At 41.4% G+C, this 17,146-nt stretch carries 20 protein-coding genes; 1 reads left to right on the forward strand and 19 read right to left on the reverse strand.

The features are described 5' to 3' along the window. Positions 1-13: 13 nt before the first annotated feature. The 4 genes from BLS32_RS09200 to BLS32_RS09215 form a co-directional block, all read right to left on the reverse strand. Positions 14-205 (reverse strand): DUF4266 domain-containing protein, encoded by a 192-nt coding sequence (locus tag BLS32_RS09200; RefSeq protein WP_091394752.1) that lies wholly within the window; start codon positions 203-205, stop codon positions 14-16. 38 nt (positions 206-243) lie between these two features. Beyond that, complete coding sequence (locus tag BLS32_RS09205) at positions 244-1,167, reverse strand: FAD:protein FMN transferase (protein WP_091394400.1); 924 nt, start codon at positions 1,165-1,167, stop codon at positions 244-246. Between the two features lie 12 nt (positions 1,168-1,179). Beyond that, positions 1,180-1,611: a thioredoxin family protein gene (locus BLS32_RS09210; protein WP_091394402.1), complete on the reverse strand. Its 432-nt coding sequence runs from the start codon at positions 1,609-1,611 to the stop codon at positions 1,180-1,182. An 82-nt stretch (positions 1,612-1,693) separates the two neighbouring features. Beyond that, positions 1,694-2,383 carry a VIT1/CCC1 transporter family protein gene (locus BLS32_RS09215; RefSeq protein WP_091394405.1) on the reverse strand — a complete coding sequence of 230 codons (690 nt, stop codon included), beginning with the start codon at positions 2,381-2,383 and terminating at the stop codon, positions 1,694-1,696. A gap of 395 nt (positions 2,384-2,778) precedes the next feature. On the opposite strand from BLS32_RS09215, the gene BLS32_RS09220 reads away from it, so the two are divergent. Continuing rightward, positions 2,779-3,501, forward strand: coding sequence for a YoaK family protein (locus BLS32_RS09220; protein WP_091394407.1), 723 nt, complete (start codon positions 2,779-2,781; stop codon positions 3,499-3,501). A gap of 5 nt (positions 3,502-3,506) precedes the next feature. On the opposite strand, the gene BLS32_RS09225 is transcribed toward BLS32_RS09220, so the two are convergent. The 15 genes from BLS32_RS09225 to BLS32_RS09290 form a co-directional block, all read right to left on the reverse strand. Further along, entirely contained in the window at positions 3,507-4,874 is a 1,368-nt protein-coding gene (locus BLS32_RS09225) for an SLC13 family permease (RefSeq protein ID WP_091394410.1), read from the reverse strand. A gap of 16 nt (positions 4,875-4,890) precedes the next feature. Then, on the reverse strand, positions 4,891-6,444 hold the full coding sequence (locus BLS32_RS09230; RefSeq protein WP_091394412.1) for a L,D-transpeptidase family protein: 1,554 nt from the start codon (positions 6,442-6,444) through the stop codon (positions 4,891-4,893). Between the two features lie 3 nt (positions 6,445-6,447). Beyond that, entirely contained in the window at positions 6,448-6,921 is a 474-nt protein-coding gene (locus BLS32_RS09235) for a hypothetical protein (RefSeq protein WP_091394756.1), read from the reverse strand. 2 nt (positions 6,922-6,923) lie between these two features. Then, on the reverse strand, positions 6,924-9,425 hold the full coding sequence (locus tag BLS32_RS09240; RefSeq protein ID WP_091394414.1) for a cation-translocating P-type ATPase: 2,502 nt from the start codon (positions 9,423-9,425) through the stop codon (positions 6,924-6,926). Between the two features lie 13 nt (positions 9,426-9,438). After that, positions 9,439-10,269 (reverse strand): universal stress protein, encoded by an 831-nt coding sequence (locus tag BLS32_RS09245; RefSeq protein WP_091394417.1) that lies wholly within the window; start codon positions 10,267-10,269, stop codon positions 9,439-9,441. Positions 10,270-10,300: 31 nt separating this feature from the next. Continuing rightward, the gene (locus BLS32_RS09250; RefSeq protein WP_139171724.1) at positions 10,301-10,783 is read right to left on the reverse strand and encodes a hypothetical protein; all 483 of its coding nucleotides are present in this window, start codon (positions 10,781-10,783) and stop codon (positions 10,301-10,303) included. A gap of 11 nt (positions 10,784-10,794) precedes the next feature. After that, complete coding sequence (locus BLS32_RS09255; RefSeq protein WP_091394422.1) at positions 10,795-11,106, reverse strand: hypothetical protein; 312 nt, start codon at positions 11,104-11,106, stop codon at positions 10,795-10,797. Between the two features lie 12 nt (positions 11,107-11,118). Continuing rightward, positions 11,119-11,283 (reverse strand): hypothetical protein, encoded by a 165-nt coding sequence (locus BLS32_RS18450; RefSeq protein WP_170227553.1) that lies wholly within the window; start codon positions 11,281-11,283, stop codon positions 11,119-11,121. Between the two features lie 97 nt (positions 11,284-11,380). Continuing rightward, positions 11,381-12,694 carry a hypothetical protein gene (locus BLS32_RS09260; protein WP_091394424.1) on the reverse strand — a complete coding sequence of 438 codons (1,314 nt, stop codon included), beginning with the start codon at positions 12,692-12,694 and terminating at the stop codon, positions 11,381-11,383. 12 nt (positions 12,695-12,706) lie between these two features. After that, positions 12,707-13,303, reverse strand: a complete 597-nt coding sequence (locus BLS32_RS09265) for a YceI family protein (RefSeq protein ID WP_170227554.1) — start codon at positions 13,301-13,303, stop codon at positions 12,707-12,709. 10 nt (positions 13,304-13,313) lie between these two features. Continuing rightward, positions 13,314-13,787, reverse strand: a complete 474-nt coding sequence (locus BLS32_RS09270; protein ID WP_091394429.1) for a Dps family protein — start codon at positions 13,785-13,787, stop codon at positions 13,314-13,316. Between the two features lie 14 nt (positions 13,788-13,801). Then, positions 13,802-14,461, reverse strand: a complete 660-nt coding sequence (locus tag BLS32_RS09275) for a BON domain-containing protein (protein WP_091394431.1) — start codon at positions 14,459-14,461, stop codon at positions 13,802-13,804. Positions 14,462-14,578: 117 nt separating this feature from the next. Continuing rightward, positions 14,579-15,568 (reverse strand): 2-hydroxyacid dehydrogenase, encoded by a 990-nt coding sequence (locus tag BLS32_RS09280; protein ID WP_091394434.1) that lies wholly within the window; start codon positions 15,566-15,568, stop codon positions 14,579-14,581. A 7-nt stretch (positions 15,569-15,575) separates the two neighbouring features. Beyond that, the gene (locus tag BLS32_RS09285) at positions 15,576-16,265 is read right to left on the reverse strand and encodes a DUF6629 family protein (RefSeq protein WP_307725616.1); all 690 of its coding nucleotides are present in this window, start codon (positions 16,263-16,265) and stop codon (positions 15,576-15,578) included. A 106-nt stretch (positions 16,266-16,371) separates the two neighbouring features. Next, positions 16,372-17,079, reverse strand: a complete 708-nt coding sequence (locus BLS32_RS09290; RefSeq protein WP_091394439.1) for a BON domain-containing protein — start codon at positions 17,077-17,079, stop codon at positions 16,372-16,374. Positions 17,080-17,146: the final 67 nt, after the last annotated feature.

Consider the following 17,146-nt stretch of genomic DNA (forward strand, 5'->3'; position numbering starts at 1 on the left):
TTGGTATCTGAAATTAATTACAGCCGCAACCGCCGCCGCTTTTTCCTGCATTTGCTCCGGAAGCGCCTTCGCGGTAGGATTGGAAACTGAGTTCGGTTTTCTCGATTTTCCTGTTGGATAAGACCATTTCGGAATCATTGATTTTTCCTTTCTGGTATTCTTTTACAGATTCGCAGGAAGCCATTGAAAGTCCGAAAGCGGCCATGCAACCATACAAAATCAATTGTTTGGGATTTGTTTTTTTCATTTGAGGTTAATGTTTTTTGAAGTGTAAATTTTATTGTTGTCGTCTATGATGATGGCATGCAAATCCGCAATTTGGTCAATCAGGAAAAGTCCCGCGCTGATGCCCATAACCGCAATCGGCGTGGCCATCGCATCGGCAAATTCGGCGTTTTCACTAATGATCGTCACACTTTTGATCCCGGTAATCGGCAAACCTGTTTTGGGATCGATCGTATGCGAATATTTCTTGCCTCCGATTTTGACGTATTTTTCATAATTGCCGGAAGTCGCCACTGCTTTGTTTGAAATTTCCAGATACGAAAAAGCAGCCTGCGGAAAATCAGGGTTTGCAATCCCGATCGTCCATGGCTTGCCGTTTGGCTGTAATCCCCAGGCCGAAAGGTCGCCGCTTGCATTGATGATGCCGCTGCTGATCCCATTATCGACCAAAATCTTTTTAGCCATTTCAGCCGAGTAGCCTTTTCCGATGCCGCCAAACCCGATGCGCATGCCTTTTTCTTTTAAAAAAACGGTCCTGTTTTGTTTATCCAAAATAATATTTCTGTAGTCGATCAGGTGAACCATCTTTCGGGCGGTTTCCGCATCGGGGAGTTTGGTCATTGATTTGTCAAAATTCCAAAGCGTTTTGTCGATGCTTCCGTAAGAAATATCAAAAGCGCCTTGCGTAATTTTAGAAATCCCGATACTTCTTTCGATTAGGTTAAAGACTTCAGAATCGACTTTTACAGCTGTAATTCCGGCGTTTTCATTGATCAGGTTTGTCTGGCTGTCGGGCTTGAATGTCGTAAAAAGCTGTTCGATCCTTTTGATTTCGGCTACAGCCAGATTGATGTTTTCAGTCCCGATATTATTGTTTTCGGCAACGACCGTTATGGTAAAATTGTTGCCCATCAATTTCAGGGATTGTGAAAATTTCTGCATGGCGTTGTCAATTTATTTGTTGGCCTCGCAAACGGCTTTGATTTGGGCTGTCCATTCTTCGGGCGAAATTTCGGGTTTTCCGTGCCAGGTTTTGAGTACTTTCCCATTGGCGTCAAGCAAAAGCGTGAAAGGGAAACTGCCTTCTTTGTTGTAAATTTCGGCCAACGCTTCATTTCTTTTCACGACTTCGGATGCTGGGATGTTTTTCTTTTTCCGAGGAAAATCGGCATTTACCAGTACCAAGTGGTCATTTGCCATATTGGTAAAAACGTCGCTTTCGAGATAGTCTTTCCGCAAAACGATGCAAGGGCCGCACCAGTCGGAACCAGAGAAATTGAGCAGTATCAATTCGTGTTTTTCTTTTGCTGTTTTTTTTGCATTTTCAAAACTCGGCTCCCATTGTATCGGGATAATAAAGAGTAACAGCAGGGCAAATAATTTCATAGGTTGCTTAAATTTTGTTGATGTTAATATTAACGAATGTTGTTAAAATTTATTAGGATGCTTTCTTAAAATCTGCTTAAAACTAAATTCCTTTCACATCAAAAAGATAGCCAACCAATGCAGAAGCTGCCATGGCAAACGTTCCCCAGATGCATATTCTCAATACCGCTTTTTTCCTGTTTGACCCACCGGCCTTCGCTGCTAATGTTCCTGAGAATGCGAGAAAAATGATGGAGAACCCATATTGATAGTAAATCATTTCTGCCACAGGTGCAAATATGGATACGGCTAATGGCAGGAGACCGCCAGCAATAAAGGCTGCGGCTGAAGCAAAAGCTGCCTGCAAAGGTTTGGCTTGTGTCATATCGTTGATTCCGAGTTCATCGCGTGCATGCGCTTCCAATGCATTGTGTTGTGTTAATTGTATGGCTACTTCTTTTGCGATTTCAGGCTTCAGGCCACGATCAATGTATATTTGGGTCAACTCCTGAAGTTCTGCCCCGGGCATGGTAGACAACTCTCTTTTTTCCCTTTCCAGATCTGAAGTTTCAACGTCTGATTGCGAGCTTACCGAAACATATTCGCCAGTAGCCATTGACAAAGCACCAGCCACCAAACCTGCTACAGCTGCCAGGACAATTGGATCTCTTGTAGTACTTGCTGCTGCAATGCCAATGGCCAAACTTGTGGTTGATAGAATACCATCATTTGCGCCGAGTACTGCGGCACGAAGCCAACCGCTTCTGTTGATGTAATGGTCTTCGGTTTTCATTGGATAAATTATTTTCGAATTCTTTAATCTTAGGAAATTTATCAAGTGCATCAAGCATTCTTGGAGCGAGTTTTATTGACAATAAATTTCAGATAAAGTTAAGCTTAAAATTATTCTACTGTATTAGGAATGATCAAAGAACGATTCTAAATTTGGTGCTGATTTTCAAATCTTCCAAATTCTTTTTTTGCTCGGAATGTCTGGCATAAAGTCAATTGTACATTTCGCTTAGTCAAAATTAGCAGTTTTTAAATTCGATACTGTCTAAATTTTTGTCTGAACTTTTAAATATAAAAAAGTAAATAGATGATTTTAAATAATTGATGGGGATGGAAAATCCTTAACTTGTGATTTCATGATTCTGAAATCATTTAACAGGTTAAAATACTTCATAAATGTTTACGCACCAAGGCAGGAAAAGAACGACAAGCCACAATCTTCAAATTGCCTCATTGCTTTCATTTGTCGCAGGGATTGTGAATGTCGCAGGTTTTTTAGCAATACATAAGCTTACCACAAATGTCACAGGACATTTTGCATTCTTTTTAGATGAAGTTTTTAGATTGGACTTCTGGCAGGGTTTAATTTACTTTTTGTACATTTTTTTCTTTTTTTCAGGGTCATTTTTGTCGGGTTTTCTTGTTGAATATATTGCCAGAAGAAACAGCAATTATACCTATATCATTCCAACAGCAATTGAGGGGATGATTTTATTAGTGGTGGCGGTATTTGGAGCCGATTTGATTTTAGAAAACCCCAACGGGATTGCTTTTACACTGCTTTTTGCCATGGGGCTTCAAAATTCGCTGGTCACGAGAATCTCTAATGCAACAGTTAGGACCACGCACCTTACGGGCTTGTTTACAGATCTTGGGATTGAATTGTCTCAATTATTCTTTATCAGGGAAATTTTACTCAGGAAGAAACTTTTTACTTCTATAAAATTAAGGTTTACCATTATCGGTTTCTTTTTTACAGGCGGAGTTGTTGGTGGTATTTTTTATTCACAGATGGGATTGCATGTATTGTTGTTTGGCGTCGTCGCTTTGATGTTGGGCCTGATCTATGACAGCATCAAGCTCAGGATGTTAAAGCTGACCAGGAAGTACAGGAATTGATTGCACTAGAAAATAAAATAGAAAAACAATGTCAGTATTATTGAAAAAACGAGATTCAGGACTAACCCGATTTTCATCATGTCCTTTTGCGGAACCAACCCAGTTGCAAAGGCCATCGCATTGGGCGGCGTTCCTGCAGGCAGCATAAAACCATAGGATGCAGCAATGGTCGCCGGGAAAACCAATACCATCGGATTGACTTGCAAATGGGTTGCCAAGGTAAAAAGCAGCGGCAGAATTAGTGCGGCACTCGCAGTGTTGCTCATAAATTCGGTCAAGACGATACTAAAAATGACAATAATCCATAGGAAAAGGAATAACGGGACAACGGTGATCAAATGCGCCGCCTTATTCACCAGTATGATACCCAATCCACTATGGTCGATGATCATGCCAAGTGTGAGCCCGCCACCAAACAGCAATAAAACATCCCATTGAATGCTTTTGATTATTTCTTTCCATTTTAGAACCTGAGTAATATACAGCAAAAAAATAGCCATAACTGCCACCAACGAGCTAAAGCCATCCGGTATTTTCAGTAATGGGGAAATGGTACTGTCCAACACCCATAATGTTACTGTAAAAGCAAATATGCTTCCAATGGTCTTTATCGGCGCATTTTGAGCCATCACAACAACCATTTCGTCGATGCGCATCTTTCTATCAGGCTTAAAATATAGGGTTAACAGTACAACCATTACCGGAAAGGTAAGCAGGAAGACAGGAATTGCATACCTAATCCATGTCGAAAATGACAGTCCGAGAATGGCTGCCCCAATAGCGTTTGGTGGCGAGGCTACCATCGTTATCACGCCGCCTATATTGGCCGCATAGGCGATGCCGAGTATTAAAAATTTTGATTCAGCGGTCAAAATGTGTTTTTTTAATAGTGACAGCAGCCCTAATCCTAAAGGAATCATCATGGCTGTTGCAGCGGTATTGCTAACCCAGCAGGCTGTTATGGAAGTGGCAAACATTAGCAGGATGGCCGATTTGTAAAAATTTCCCTTGGCAAGGGCAATCAGTTTCTGGGCCAGTAATTTATCAAGGCCGTAACGGGTCAACGCACCGGCAATCACGAATCCTCCCATAAATAAAAACAGTATAGGATGGGAGAATCCACGGAAAGCTTCGCCAGTATTAACGATTTGCAATACTATAGCCACCACCGGGATCATTAAACCGGTTAATGCAAGCGGAATGGCTTCTGTCATCCACAAAATGGCAACCATAACCAATAATGCAAATGCTTTTTGAGGCTGTGGATCTTCAAAAACCGGGAAATATAGCAAAAGGAAAAATACAACAATAGAAACAGCCAAAGCAGGAACCTTGATTTTTTTATCATTTGTATCGCTTAGGGCTTTGTACATAAAGTGAATTTTTGAATTAATTGGTAGGTTGCAGCACTTTCAAAAGTTGATTGTCACGTTTATAGATGTCGGTATAGAAGGCAACATTTCCTTCCGCGTCAGCCCATGCCGTGAAATAGCCAATGTAAACCGGAATTTTTTTTCCGAGCGTGTAAGTTTTAGTAATATTTCCTTCCATTACATTGCTTACTTTTTGAGCAGACCATTGGGAATCTTTTTCTGTAATGGCGATTGCAAGTTCTTTCGCTTTTTCTACCCTGATGCAGCCATGGCTAAACGCACGGCCTTCTTTACTGAAAAGGGATTTGGCTGGAGAGTCGTGCAAATAAATGTTATTGGTATTGGGAAACATAAATTTTACCAAACCCAGTGAATTATTTTTTCCGGGCTTTTGCCTTACTTGTCCGTCAGCCCATTCCATATTATGGTTTTTTAAATAGTTTGCATTTTTACGTATACCTGGTTTGATTTCCTTATCAAGAATGCTTTTGGGCACATTCCAATATGGCCTGAAAACTATGTAACTTAACATACCGCTGAACACGATGGTTTTGTGAAGTTCTTTTCCAACAACAACCCTTGACAACAAGATGGTCTTTCCATCCCTGAAATAGTGCAACCTGTAGGAAGGAATATTAACTGCTATGTATTCTTCAGATGAAGAAACCATTGGCGTAATCCAGCGGCAACGTTCCATGTTTACTGCGATGGTTTCAATTCGCTGGCGAACTGGAATGTTCAGATCGGCTACCAGCTTAGGTGTGATCAGGCTGTCGATGTTTCGGTTGTATCTCGTTTGGAATTTCAATAATCCATCGAGCAATTCGCTATCAAACTTACCTCCATTGGTGTCATTCGTTAAAAAACCTTCAGCAAAAAGCCTGCTTCTGATCTGGGCGACAGTAGCTGCAGTATCGCCAGGTTTTAAACTTTTGATGTTCGATGGCATATGAATCCTTTTCCATCCACCCTTATTTTCGATTTCCCGAAATTTATAAAGGGCTTTTCGAAGGTTGTAATATTGGGGGAAGATTTTTGGGTTTTCCTTCACTAATAATTCGGGATTTACTACAAGTGTGTCTAACAAGGAAATATAGGCTGTTTTTTCGCTCGGCAAATACCAATTATTTTCCCTGATTTGTTTTACATCAAGGCCTTGGAATACATTTTTAATATAGAAAAAATACAGGCAACTCATCATCAGTTCTTCTTCAATCAGTGGGGCTTTTTGTAGCCGCGTGTTGAGCATGTTTTCATAAATTTCCCTGTAGGGCATTTCCCGTAGCACTCCTTCCAGACCAATGTTATTCGCCTGCTGAAACAAAACTTGCGCGAGCGGAATCAGTCCGGTGGAATCATACCAGATAAAGCAATCACGTTTTTGGTACAACCGAATTACTTCTAATCTGTAAGGTTTAAAGGCAGGATAAGTATTTAGAAAGGTATCAATTTTCGTACTATCAATATGGCAAACGGAATCCGATACACTTGATGGTGTTTTTATCACATCCTTATTTAAGGAAAAAATAAGCCCTGTCAGAATACTTATCAATAAGAAGGTAGTTTTCATTTTCTATTTTTTGGTAGGTGCTGTTGTAATTCTATATTTATTCCTGATCTGCGGCAGCAATGCGGCAATAAGCATCGGAATGGAATAGAGCATGTAAAACGTCTGAAGCCACCCGACGCCTTGTATCATAAAAGTTTCAACCTGTATCCAGATGATGAGCGCAAATGGGATATAGATACTAAAGGCCCATGCCCAATGCATGTCTTTAAAGAAATTGAGATGGTTTGCAGATGGACATGCGGGTTTCTTAATCAATGCCCATACCGTCACAATCGGCCAAATCCCCAAAATGACAAACAAGATGATTCCAGGAATCAGGAAGTTAAAAAATGGCGAATGTTTGAGGATTTGCAATGGCAAGCCGCCCAGTAATTTACCCGAGGGCGACAGGATCAAAGCGCCGCCTCCGCCAATGGCACTCAGGCCCAAAAAGGCCAGAAGCGAAAGATGGATCATTCCAGCGGTTACTTTTGCCATGGTCATGCGGTTTTAAAATGGCGTTTCCAAAGTTTTACCAATTCGTACCAAAGCACCGAAATGCCACCTGCACCAATTGCTACCAAAACCTGATTGTACTCCAGATAATTAAAATCAAAAAAGGCATTCATCGGTTTGACATACAGTATCAATGCAGTAATGGAAATTGTGACGCCCGTAATTAAAAAGACCAAATTGTTTTTATATCGCAATGTCGTAAAAATAGAATAGTAGAACGAGCGGTTTACCAACGTCAAAAATACATTCGCCGTTACCAATACCAAAAAAACCATGGTTCTGGTGGTGGCTTCATCGTAGTTTTTAGAAACGGCAAATTGGAAAACCATCAAACTTGCGGCGGTAATTGCCAATCCCTGTATGATGCTCGTTGAGAGTTCTTTCCAATTGAAAAAAGTCTCAGAAAATGGCCGTGGTTTCTGATCCATGGTGTTTTTCTCGATGGGTTCGTTTTCATACACGATCGAGCACGTTGGTCCCATGATCAGTTCTAAAAAGATGATGTGAACAGGCGAGAAGATGTTGGGATATTTCCAGCCCAGCACCAACGGCAGGAATACGGTCAGAATAATCGGAATATGGATTGAAATGATAAACCGAATCGCTTTTTTTAGGTTGGCATAAATTTTCCTGCCCATTGCAATGGCGTCGACCATTTTTGAAAGATCATCATTTATCAAAATTAAAGAAGCGGCTTCCTTTGCTATTTCTGTACCTTTTTTGCCCATCGCTATCCCGATATGCGCCGCCTTGAGCGCCGGCCCATCGTTTACGCCATCGCCAAGCATGGCTACAATTTCATTATTGCCTTTGAGCGCATTGATGATCTTTAGCTTTGCTTCAGGAAACATCCGTGTGAACAGGTTTGTTTTTGAAACGGTTTCCTGCAATTCCTTTTCTGGCAATTGCATCAGCTGGTCACCGGAAATACTTTTATCATATCCAATAAAACCGATTTTCTTTGCAATGGAAGCCGTAGTCCCGGCATTGTCGCCGGTGATGATTTTTACTTTAATCCCGGCCTTTTCGAAATGCTGCAACACCGAGGCAATATTCTTTTTTGGAGGATCATAAAAAGCCAAAAGTCCTAAAAATTCAAATGGGAATTCTTGTTGGGTTTTTGGATAATTTTCGCCGACGAATTCCGCTTGGCCTACCGCCAGCAAACGATATCCTTCGAAAGACAAGGTTTTGACGGCTTGTAGAATGGCTTCTTTTTCAGATGGAGAAAGTACTGCAGTTGTGATGAAGGCTTCGACTCCTCCTTTAGCCGCAACAATCCTGTTTCCCGATTTGTTTTCGTAAATGTGGGTCATCATCGGCGGCTTTCCCGATAACGGATATTCGTGTATCATTTGATAATCAGGTCGGGCGTCCTCCGGAGTATTTTTAGAATAAGCGTCGTGCAGTGCAATTTCCATAAAGTCAAACGGAACGGGTTCGCTGGCCCACATGGCCATCGTGATAAGCCGGTTTTCATCCGCAGAAAGTTTCCTATCCAAGTCGGTTATTCCAGATGGTAAGGTAAAGATTTTTGCCAGGCTCATTTTATTTTCAGTAATCGTGCCGGTTTTATCGATGCAAATTACCGTGGCACTTCCGAGTGTTTCAACGGTTTTCATCTGCTTGACAATGATTCCGTCTTTGATCATGCGCCAGGCGCCAATTGCCATGAATGTGGTAAATGCGATCGGAATTTCCTCTGGTAAAATGCTCATCGCGAGTGTCAGGGCTTTGAGTAAACTGTCGGATACATTTAAAGAATGATAATAATTGATGCCCCAAACTACCAGAAAAACAAGTGCGCCCGCAACAGCCATTTTTTTTACAAAATTGCCAATCTGCATCTCCAAAGGTGTTTTTTCCTCTAGAATCGATTCGAGGCTTGTGCCAATTTTTCCCAATTTTGTGCCGCTACCAATAGCAATGACAATCGCGACAGCCAGCCCGCCTGAAACAGTTGTGCCTTGAAAAATAATGTTGTCTTTTGAGGATTTGTCTTTGTTGACTGCCAGTGATTCCCCGGTAAGGATCGATTCATTGACCGAAAAATCGTTGGAATGGATGATTGTGGCATCTGCCGGAATTGAAACGCCTTCTTCTACGAGCAGGCTGTCGCCAATAACGACTTCTTCAGTTTTTATTTCAGTAACAATCCCGTTGCGTATGACTTTGCATTTGGGTTTTGTAAAATCCTTTAATTTATCCAGTGCATTGCGGCTTCTCGCATTTTGAAACGAGGAAATAGCCGAAATCAAAATGATTGCCGCCGCTAAAAAAATACCATCCGAAATTTTCCCGCTGATGAAATAGATGGTTGCTGATACCAACAGCAAAATCATCATCGGTTCTTTGAAAAAACCCAGCACGAAAATCTTGAAACGGTTGGGCTTTTTGTAATCCAATACATTCAGTCCATACTTTTTCGCTGCCTCAAGGACTTGGGCATCTGACAAACCGTTGGTATGGAATTTATTTTCGGGCATTTTAGGAGTCTTTTTACTTTTTAAATACCAGCAATGGCGTTTTGGTGTCAAAGCCCAATTCGGCTGTTTTGCTTGATAAAAATAACTGCTCAAACCAGTTTCGGTCTTGCTTGGTAAACATCGCAATTATTGATGGTCGTGAGTTGTGGATGTCTTTTTGCAGATGGCTCAGCAAAGAAAGCTCGGCATGGAACTTTTTGAAATGAAAAGTAATGCCGTGGCGTTGATTTTTAAGCGCCATTTCGTCCAATCTTTTTTTGACACTTTCATCTTCCAAATTGTAATCATAGTGGAAAACCTGAATTGGAATGTGGAGTTGGTTGGTGAATTTTTCTATGGCTTTAAGTTCAACCTCCAGGTTTTCAAAATCTGATGCATACAGCAAAGTTTCCATGGGTTTGCTGCGGTAGGCGTGTGGGATGATCAATAGCGGGATGTTTGAAGTGGCAATCAATGCCGAAGCATTTGTTCCAAGAAATTTATCAATGGTCCCGCCGCCTCTGGTGCTCATGCAAATACAATCGGCCTCGATTTTTTTGGCGTAATGGACAATCGCATCATCAGCCAAGGGTTTGTTGTCAATGATCCAATCCACGTGTTCCTGCGGCCTTTCTTCTTGTTCGTAGATTGCCGATACGAATTCCCGGAGCTTTTTTTGCTGACCGGCATTTCTGAAACTCTCGGGCTGGTTGTACGTGCTTTCTGTCCATACTTCAAAATCAGACCGGTCGTCAACATGATAGAAAATGAGCTCACACGCAGATTGTGATGCCAATTGAATGGCGAATCGGATCCCGGCTTTGGAATTGTTTGAAAAATCGGTTGTAACCAGTATTTTTTTCATGGCTTTTTTATAAAAGTGTTATAGGTCTAATTTATTTTTCTGGAGCAAATTTCATTTCATTGACATCCAGATCCAGCCGCTCCCATTGCAAAGGATTTATGGCAGTGGTGTCTATATCTGTTGTCCAGTCGAATGCCGGGATAATCTTGAGCCTTTCAATGATTCTTTTTTTGTAGCCAAAGGCAAAACGATCCCCACGCATTTGAAATTCGATTGTACGGTTCGGATTTATTGTGTTTTGGTAAACGACCGTCTGTGTTTTCCAGTCACCGCCCCAGGTTAGGAACGATTTTAAATAGCACAGCACGCCAACCATCAGATAAGTAAAAAGAATAGACCGGTTACTTTTTAATTTGCCGAAAAAATGCCCAACCATAATAATGAAAGAGGCCACAGCAATAAAGAGCACAGTAAAATGAACCGTTGAATTGTTGATATACAAGGGTGAATACCTATTCATCATGATCAAAGATGTTGATATGGCAAAAAGGATATAGATGGCAATATGTTTCATGATGGTTTGTGTTATTTTTGAATGTTTGCGACTTGCTTCATAAAGTCTGCTTTCGTGCTATCAGACGTTGGTCCGTAGCCATCAACCAATGTTCCTTTTTCATAGGTATTGGTTTCAATCGCGTAAAGGATGGCACCGTCATCAGGATTGGATTCGCCTTCAAAACGATAAAAATGAATAATTTTTACCTGATCCGGAGCGAAACGTTTCTCAGTCTTTAGTGACAATAGTTTTAAATGGCTGACTTCAAATTGCGTTGTAAAGCCTTTTGTTTCCAATGCATCAAGCACCGTGATCAGGCTGTCCATATTAATTTTTTCCATTTTTTCTATTGGTTAATCCTCATTGTTTAATTCGGAATCTTCTTCATTGTATTCCGGCGCGTGGTCTAAATCTTTCTCGAATGTCTTCTCGTCTTTTCTGTTTTCCCGGATCAGGTAAACCATCAATCCTAAAACTGCGATACCTGCAATTGATAAAATGAGCCAATTTGTTTCCATGATCTTTATATTAAGTCCTACAATTTTTGTTACAAACAAAACCGATTCATCAATATGGAATTGCTCGCTATCGTTTGTTTTTCTTCTCCGCTTATTTTTAGAATCCAACCGTGGCCTCGATCATGAAGCCGTTGAATTTTCCGCCATAGCGAATGTCGTCAGGAGCAAAATTTTTATATTCCTGATTGACATATTCTGCTTTCATCAGGATATTCTTGTTCAAAAACCATCCTGCTGAAGCCACTGCGCGATTGATCGTTACAGGAGCTTGATTTAGAGGGGAAGCTTTTAGCGTATTGTAACGTCCGCCAATCCAGAAATTTTCCTTTCCTTCCGGGAAGCGGTAAATCAAATCGACTGCAGATTGCCTGATCTGGTGTGTATCGTTTTCGGTTATTTTGCGCCCATCGGCGATTTCGTAGGTTCCGAATAATTCAAATCCCTTGAATTTCACAAAAGGGTTGACCATAAAAGCAGTGACTTCCTGGCTGAATTCGGGATTGAACCTTCCTGATTTAAAATTGTCAACCGCTGTTGCGGTCGTGTTTTCGAGTACATAGAAATAATGCGACCCAGTCCTGTCGCCAGCAAACAGTGTATTATTTGCGGCACGTTTTACAGCATACACAGATCCAGTAAGCCTGATTCGCAGGTCTTTGATGATTTGTTTGTCATAGCCCAATTTGCCATGAAAGGCAGGCGTGGGTTTGTTCAATTCGCCGGTTTTTGCATCGATTTTTGTCGACACTACCACCGTTGGGTTCAGTGCGCCGTTGGTAAGTCCGACCATCGCCATCCAACCTGAGTTGTGGTGGTAATAAACCTCGCCGCCAATTTCAGTGGCAAATTCATCAAGGATGTAATTTTCAATAAACGGATTGTAAATCGCATTTCCGCCGTCGCTCCTGCGGTAATGCTGGTCGCCATAATCCACATCGTAGGCGCCCACTTTAATGGTGATATTTTTCATCGCATCGTCGATGAATTGGTTTTTGAGAAAAGGCAGTTTATCGAATTGGATGTAGCCGCCCTTAACCCAGGTTTCTTCATGATGCCTTGACGACAGATAGATTGTCAAGTTCATGCGTATGCCATCGTCGAGTTGTGTATCTAAGTTTAAATTGGCCATCGCCAGGTTAAAACCGTTGGTTATATTGACCAGCTGGTTTGTATTTACGCCATCAACAACTAAAGGTATTGCCCTGTTTTGATGATTGAGGCCTTGAAAATCCAGCGTGAAATTGCCACCCATTTTGAGTTTGAAACCGGTGTAGGCTGTGGTGTCTTTTTTTGTTGTTTCAAAAACATTAAGGCCGGTTTGATCATTGCTGCGAAAATATTGAATGGGTGTCTGTTGCGCATGTGCCGTAAGTGCTGAAATAGTGAGCAGCAGATATAATTTTTTTTTCATAATTTTTTGTCTTTATCTTTCAAAGCGCATGGAAAAATCGAGCGTTACTCCTTCACCCGTGGTCATCAGCCCGCCCATGAAATTCGGTGCCTGAACATTGTAATCTCCCATATTTATCTTATAATTTCCCTCACAGGTAATGCTCCCGTTTTTATTGGCCATGCAAAATATATCAATAACTACTTCTTTGGTCACACCGGCTACTGTAAGATTTCCTGTGGTTTTGATTTGGTATTTATAGTCCTTTTCAGCGGTTACCTTGGCTGAGGTCAACTTGTACAGGATGTCTTTGAACTGTTTTGTTTTCAATGCTTTGTAGGCATTCTTGTCCAGTTTTTTTTCACCACTTTTCAGCGTGAGCACCGGTAGCGAAAATTCAAGTGAGCGCAGGGCTGTGATATAATTACCAGGTTCGAGCCCAAACTGTGCATTACCTGAAAAAGTACCCGTTTGCATGGTCCAGTCGTGAAATGTCGAAGTGCCCGACAATTTCATGGCATTGTCCCTCGAGTCTTCAATTTTGAAATTTGCCTGTGCAGTGATGTTATTGATAATGCTTAAGAACAATATTGAAGCGATCAATAACCCGGATGTGTTTTTATATTTCATACTACTTATTTTAATTGAGATGTGTCCTGAGGAACCAGGCCATCTTTTCATGATTTTCGACAAGACCTGAAAGAAAATTACTGGTTTCTGCATCTTTATAATCATTTGCAAAAACAGGGACATTTCCTTTTAATGCCACAATAAGCTTCTCGTGGTCGGATAGCAATTCTTTCATGAATCCGTGGCTTTGGTTTTTATTCCTGTTTTGTTCGGTACACCGCGTAACGCTCAGAAAAGCCTTCAACATCGCATCGACATAATGGCCAAGGCTACGGATGCGTTCTGCGACACTATCGATCATGGTGTTGAGTTCGTCAGACTGCGTTTCAAAGAATTTATGTTTGTCGTAAGACTCCGCATTGTTTTGATTGCAATGGGCATGTTTCGTTTTTGTGAACAAGACATATTCATCTGCAAGGATTTTGGCCAGTTCATTTGCTGCGTTTTCGCGGTCGGCACCTGAAAGTTTGATCGTTGTTTTCATCGGATTGTTCTTTGTTATTCTTCAAAATCGACATCAAGATCATTTTCCACTTTTGTGACGCCAGGTGCTTTCCAGGCGATGCGGCCACTCTCGCTCTTTTGGTACCACGAATCGACGATGCCCCTTAATGTGACGGTATTATTGAGAACTTCCACTTCGATACCCGAGTCGTCGATATGCCCGTTACGCTTAATGGCGTCCTCAATGCCCTTTTTTTCGATATTGTCTTTAGATAAAGTGATGATCATGATATTATTGGTAATTCCCTTTACACCAATAAGCACGCTTACGGCTTTGACAGCCGCTTCTTTCTGGTAGTTCCATTCGAGTTCACCTGTAAGGGAAACCCAGCCGTTTTCTACCTTCACCTGCACTTTACCATCGGGGATATCCCAGTGCCATTTGAATGCATTTACGATTTCGACCGCAATCTCCTGGTCTGTTTTTTGGGTTTGGCTGTTGAGTATGACTTCGATTTTTTCTACCACTACCTTTACACCGGAAACATTTTTGGCCGCCTGTTCGGCTTCACCCTTTTTGGCGTAGCTGTTAACCGAACCCGTTAGTGTAACTATGCCATCTTTGACCATCACGCCAATTTCGGCTGCTTGGAGTAATGGTTCCCAGTTAATGGCATCAACCACTTCCTTTTGTAACTCTTCGTTGGTTTTCATTTCTTAAGTATTAAAGATTTGTTGTCAAAGTTGCGTTTAATGCCCAAGGCTGGAAATGATAGTACGCGTACAAAAAAGTGATAGGCGTTACTTATTTAAAAATTCGGGAATGACTAACTACCGGATTTCATTTTCAGAAGCGGTTCCATTTTCAAAATCGGTAAAATTCAACAGCGTGATCCGAGCAATTTCATCTAGAGCCTCTTTGGTAAAAAATGCCTGATGCGGTGTAATGAGTACATTATTGAATGACATCAGCCTTTCAATGAGATCGTCGGGAACAATAGTTGACGACAAATCCCTAAAGAATATTTTTTCTTCGCCTTCATACACATCAATTCCAAGATAGCCAATCATGCCGTTTTTAAGCGCATCGATGGCATCAGCGGTTTTGATCAGGGCACCCCGGCTGGTGTTGATGAGCATGACGCCCTTTTTCATTTTTTCAAAAGCCTTTTTATCAAACAAATGCCTCGTATTTGGTGTAAGTGGGCAATGTATCGAAATGATATCTGAGGTTTGAAATAACTTATCAAGTGAAGTGTAGGCAACGCCTTTAGTTATCAGTACTTTAGATTCGACAATATCATGCGCCAAAACCGTGCATCCAAAGCCCAGCATGATGTTGCAAAATGCCGATCCGATTTTCCCGGTACCAACCACACCAACGGTTTTTCCGTAAAGGTTGAAACCCATGAGGTTTTGCAGCGAAAAATTATTTTCCCGGACCCTGTTATAGGCTTTATGGGTTTTGCGGTCAAGTGTCAAAATCAGGGCAACTGCGTGCTCGGCAATCGCTTGGGGAGAATAGGCGGGAACCCGAAAGACCTTGATGTTATTTTTTGCTGCGGCTTTCACATCAACATTGTCAAATCCGGCGCTTCTGAGATCAATGAGTTTGATTTGGTATTGCGATAATAAGTCAATTGTTGCTGCATCTAGAATATCGGTAAGCTGTACGCAAACCGCATCGAATCCTGAAGCTAAATTCGCAGTTTGGGAATTTAGCGCAACATCGAAGAAAGTAAGTTCGTGCAGGCCTTTGGGATTGTGTTTATTGAGGTATTCTTTTTCGTAATATTTTGTACTGAATATGGCGATTTTCATACTGGTTTTATTTTTGGTTCTTTGCAATTAATTCTAATTCGTAGCGGTATTGGCGATGGCTTATACTGATATTTGACATGATCCAGTATACCGACATACTTATGACCGACGCAAAAAAGCACCAAACCGATACCAGGTAATTTTCATAAAAAACAGTCGTAACCAGATAAGAAATCAGCACGGTGACACCAAGGAGCCACATGTGCCTGATATGTGAGAAGAATGGTGGAAGAATCGTTGCAGTGATATAAAGAATCCCGCCAAATACACGGAATGTTTCGGGATAAGTCTGGATGTAAGCAATATGGTAGCAATCAATTTCTGATTGCACTTTGAAATGAAAAAGGCAATAGGTAAGATAGGCTGAAACCAGGATTCCAATGCCCACAAGAATCCTTTGAAATTCCCTTCTGCTTTGTTCTTTTTCGAGTAGCAGTAATGCAACAGGAACCCAAATGGGCCAAATGATCTGGGCAATTATAAGATAAAAATAGGTGATGCTTTCTTGAAGGTACAGCAATTCGCCGCGTGGCAGTGAAAGCCACAGTATTCCCTCAGCGCCTTGCTGAATGGCAAAAATGAAAGGAATTGCAGCAAACATAATCTGAGACGGATGTCGTACTTTTTTTATAGATGTAACCCCAATTACCGAAAGAACAATGCAAGCACTAAAACTCGCCGTAGCCGAAAAACACATTAAAGGGTAGGGTTGGCTTTATAAATTTCTTTAGCGGTCTTCCCAAACCGGTTCATCAGTATGGTTGCTGTGAGCGCGGTCAAGAAAATACAGGTAAATAGCGTTTTCATGATTTATAGGGTTGGTTCATACTATTTGAAAGCTTTGTGGTGGTTTCGCAGTAAGGCGATGCAACGGCAAGCTCATTTACAATGGCCCAGACTCCAGGCGTACACCAGGCAACCCTTTCTACTTCCTGTTTTTCAAAAACGGAAGCCACTTTTCCGGTCAGGGTGATCTTCGAACCATATACCGATACCTTGATATCTTTTCCAAAAATGGAGTTTCTTGCCAATGCTGACTCCAGGTGTATTTTTTCAATGCCATCATCTCTATCAGATTTTATCAGGATGTTATTGCGAACGGCAACGACACCTGCCAGTTTGATTACAGCCGCTGTGGCCGCCTGCTTCTGGTAATGCCACGGCAATTGCCCCTCGAGTGTGATAATGGCGTTTTCAAGTTTTACGACGATATTATCTTTGGGAATCACTGGTGATTCCTTCAAGGCGTTGATGGCAGACAGGACGATATCCCTATTGCTTTTTTTAAATGACTTTTCGTAAGTAATATCAATGTTCTCTATAATTCCCTTGACGCCCTTCACTCTTTTTGCGGCATCCTCGGCAGCTGTCTTTTTATAATAGTCATCAACATCACCACTCAATGTGACGATTCCGTCTTGAGCGGTGACACCAATTTCTGCAGCATGCAACAGCGGTTCCCATTTAATGGCATCCTGAACGTCTTTCTGTAATTCCTCGTTGGTTTTCATATGTACTATCTTTATTGGGCAAATTTGATGAATGTCGGTAGGTTGTGAAATGATGTTTATCATGTCT

This window comes from Flavobacterium noncentrifugens (genome assembly GCF_900100375.1).
GTDB lineage: Bacteria > Bacteroidota > Bacteroidia > Flavobacteriales > Flavobacteriaceae > Flavobacterium > Flavobacterium noncentrifugens.

What these genes read in the sequence shown, in the direction of transcription:
- BLS32_RS09290 (WP_091394439.1), bottom strand. Translation starts at nt 17,079, where the DNA reads ATGAAAACCAACGAGGAATTACAGAAAGACGTTCAGGATGCCATTAAA.
- BLS32_RS09220 (WP_091394407.1), top strand. Translation starts at nt 2,779, where the DNA reads ATGTTTACGCACCAAGGCAGGAAAAGAACGACAAGCCACAATCTTCAA.
- BLS32_RS09210 (WP_091394402.1), bottom strand. Translation starts at nt 1,611, where the DNA reads ATGAAATTATTTGCCCTGCTGTTACTCTTTATTATCCCGATACAATGG.
- BLS32_RS09240 (WP_091394414.1), bottom strand. Translation starts at nt 9,425, where the DNA reads ATGCCCGAAAATAAATTCCATACCAACGGTTTGTCAGATGCCCAAGTC.
- BLS32_RS09215 (WP_091394405.1), bottom strand. Translation starts at nt 2,383, where the DNA reads ATGAAAACCGAAGACCATTACATCAACAGAAGCGGTTGGCTTCGTGCC.
- BLS32_RS18450 (WP_170227553.1), bottom strand. Translation starts at nt 11,283, where the DNA reads ATGGAAACAAATTGGCTCATTTTATCAATTGCAGGTATCGCAGTTTTA.
- BLS32_RS09265 (WP_170227554.1), bottom strand. Translation starts at nt 13,303, where the DNA reads ATGAAATATAAAAACACATCCGGGTTATTGATCGCTTCAATATTGTTC.
- BLS32_RS09205 (WP_091394400.1), bottom strand. Translation starts at nt 1,167, where the DNA reads ATGCAGAAATTTTCACAATCCCTGAAATTGATGGGCAACAATTTTACC.
- BLS32_RS09200 (WP_091394752.1), bottom strand. Translation starts at nt 205, where the DNA reads ATGGCCGCTTTCGGACTTTCAATGGCTTCCTGCGAATCTGTAAAAGAA.
- BLS32_RS09285 (WP_307725616.1), bottom strand. Translation starts at nt 16,265, where the DNA reads ATGTGTTTTTCGGCTACGGCGAGTTTTAGTGCTTGCATTGTTCTTTCG.
- BLS32_RS09275 (WP_091394431.1), bottom strand. Translation starts at nt 14,461, where the DNA reads ATGAAAACCAACGAAGAGTTACAAAAGGAAGTGGTTGATGCCATTAAC.
- BLS32_RS09225 (WP_091394410.1), bottom strand. Translation starts at nt 4,874, where the DNA reads ATGTACAAAGCCCTAAGCGATACAAATGATAAAAAAATCAAGGTTCCT.
- BLS32_RS09230 (WP_091394412.1), bottom strand. Translation starts at nt 6,444, where the DNA reads ATGAAAACTACCTTCTTATTGATAAGTATTCTGACAGGGCTTATTTTT.
- BLS32_RS09245 (WP_091394417.1), bottom strand. Translation starts at nt 10,269, where the DNA reads ATGAAAAAAATACTGGTTACAACCGATTTTTCAAACAATTCCAAAGCC.
- BLS32_RS09235 (WP_091394756.1), bottom strand. Translation starts at nt 6,921, where the DNA reads ATGGCAAAAGTAACCGCTGGAATGATCCATCTTTCGCTTCTGGCCTTT.
- BLS32_RS09250 (WP_139171724.1), bottom strand. Translation starts at nt 10,783, where the DNA reads ATGAAACATATTGCCATCTATATCCTTTTTGCCATATCAACATCTTTG.
- BLS32_RS09280 (WP_091394434.1), bottom strand. Translation starts at nt 15,568, where the DNA reads ATGAAAATCGCCATATTCAGTACAAAATATTACGAAAAAGAATACCTC.
- BLS32_RS09260 (WP_091394424.1), bottom strand. Translation starts at nt 12,694, where the DNA reads ATGAAAAAAAAATTATATCTGCTGCTCACTATTTCAGCACTTACGGCA.
- BLS32_RS09255 (WP_091394422.1), bottom strand. Translation starts at nt 11,106, where the DNA reads ATGGAAAAAATTAATATGGACAGCCTGATCACGGTGCTTGATGCATTG.
- BLS32_RS09270 (WP_091394429.1), bottom strand. Translation starts at nt 13,787, where the DNA reads ATGAAAACAACGATCAAACTTTCAGGTGCCGACCGCGAAAACGCAGCA.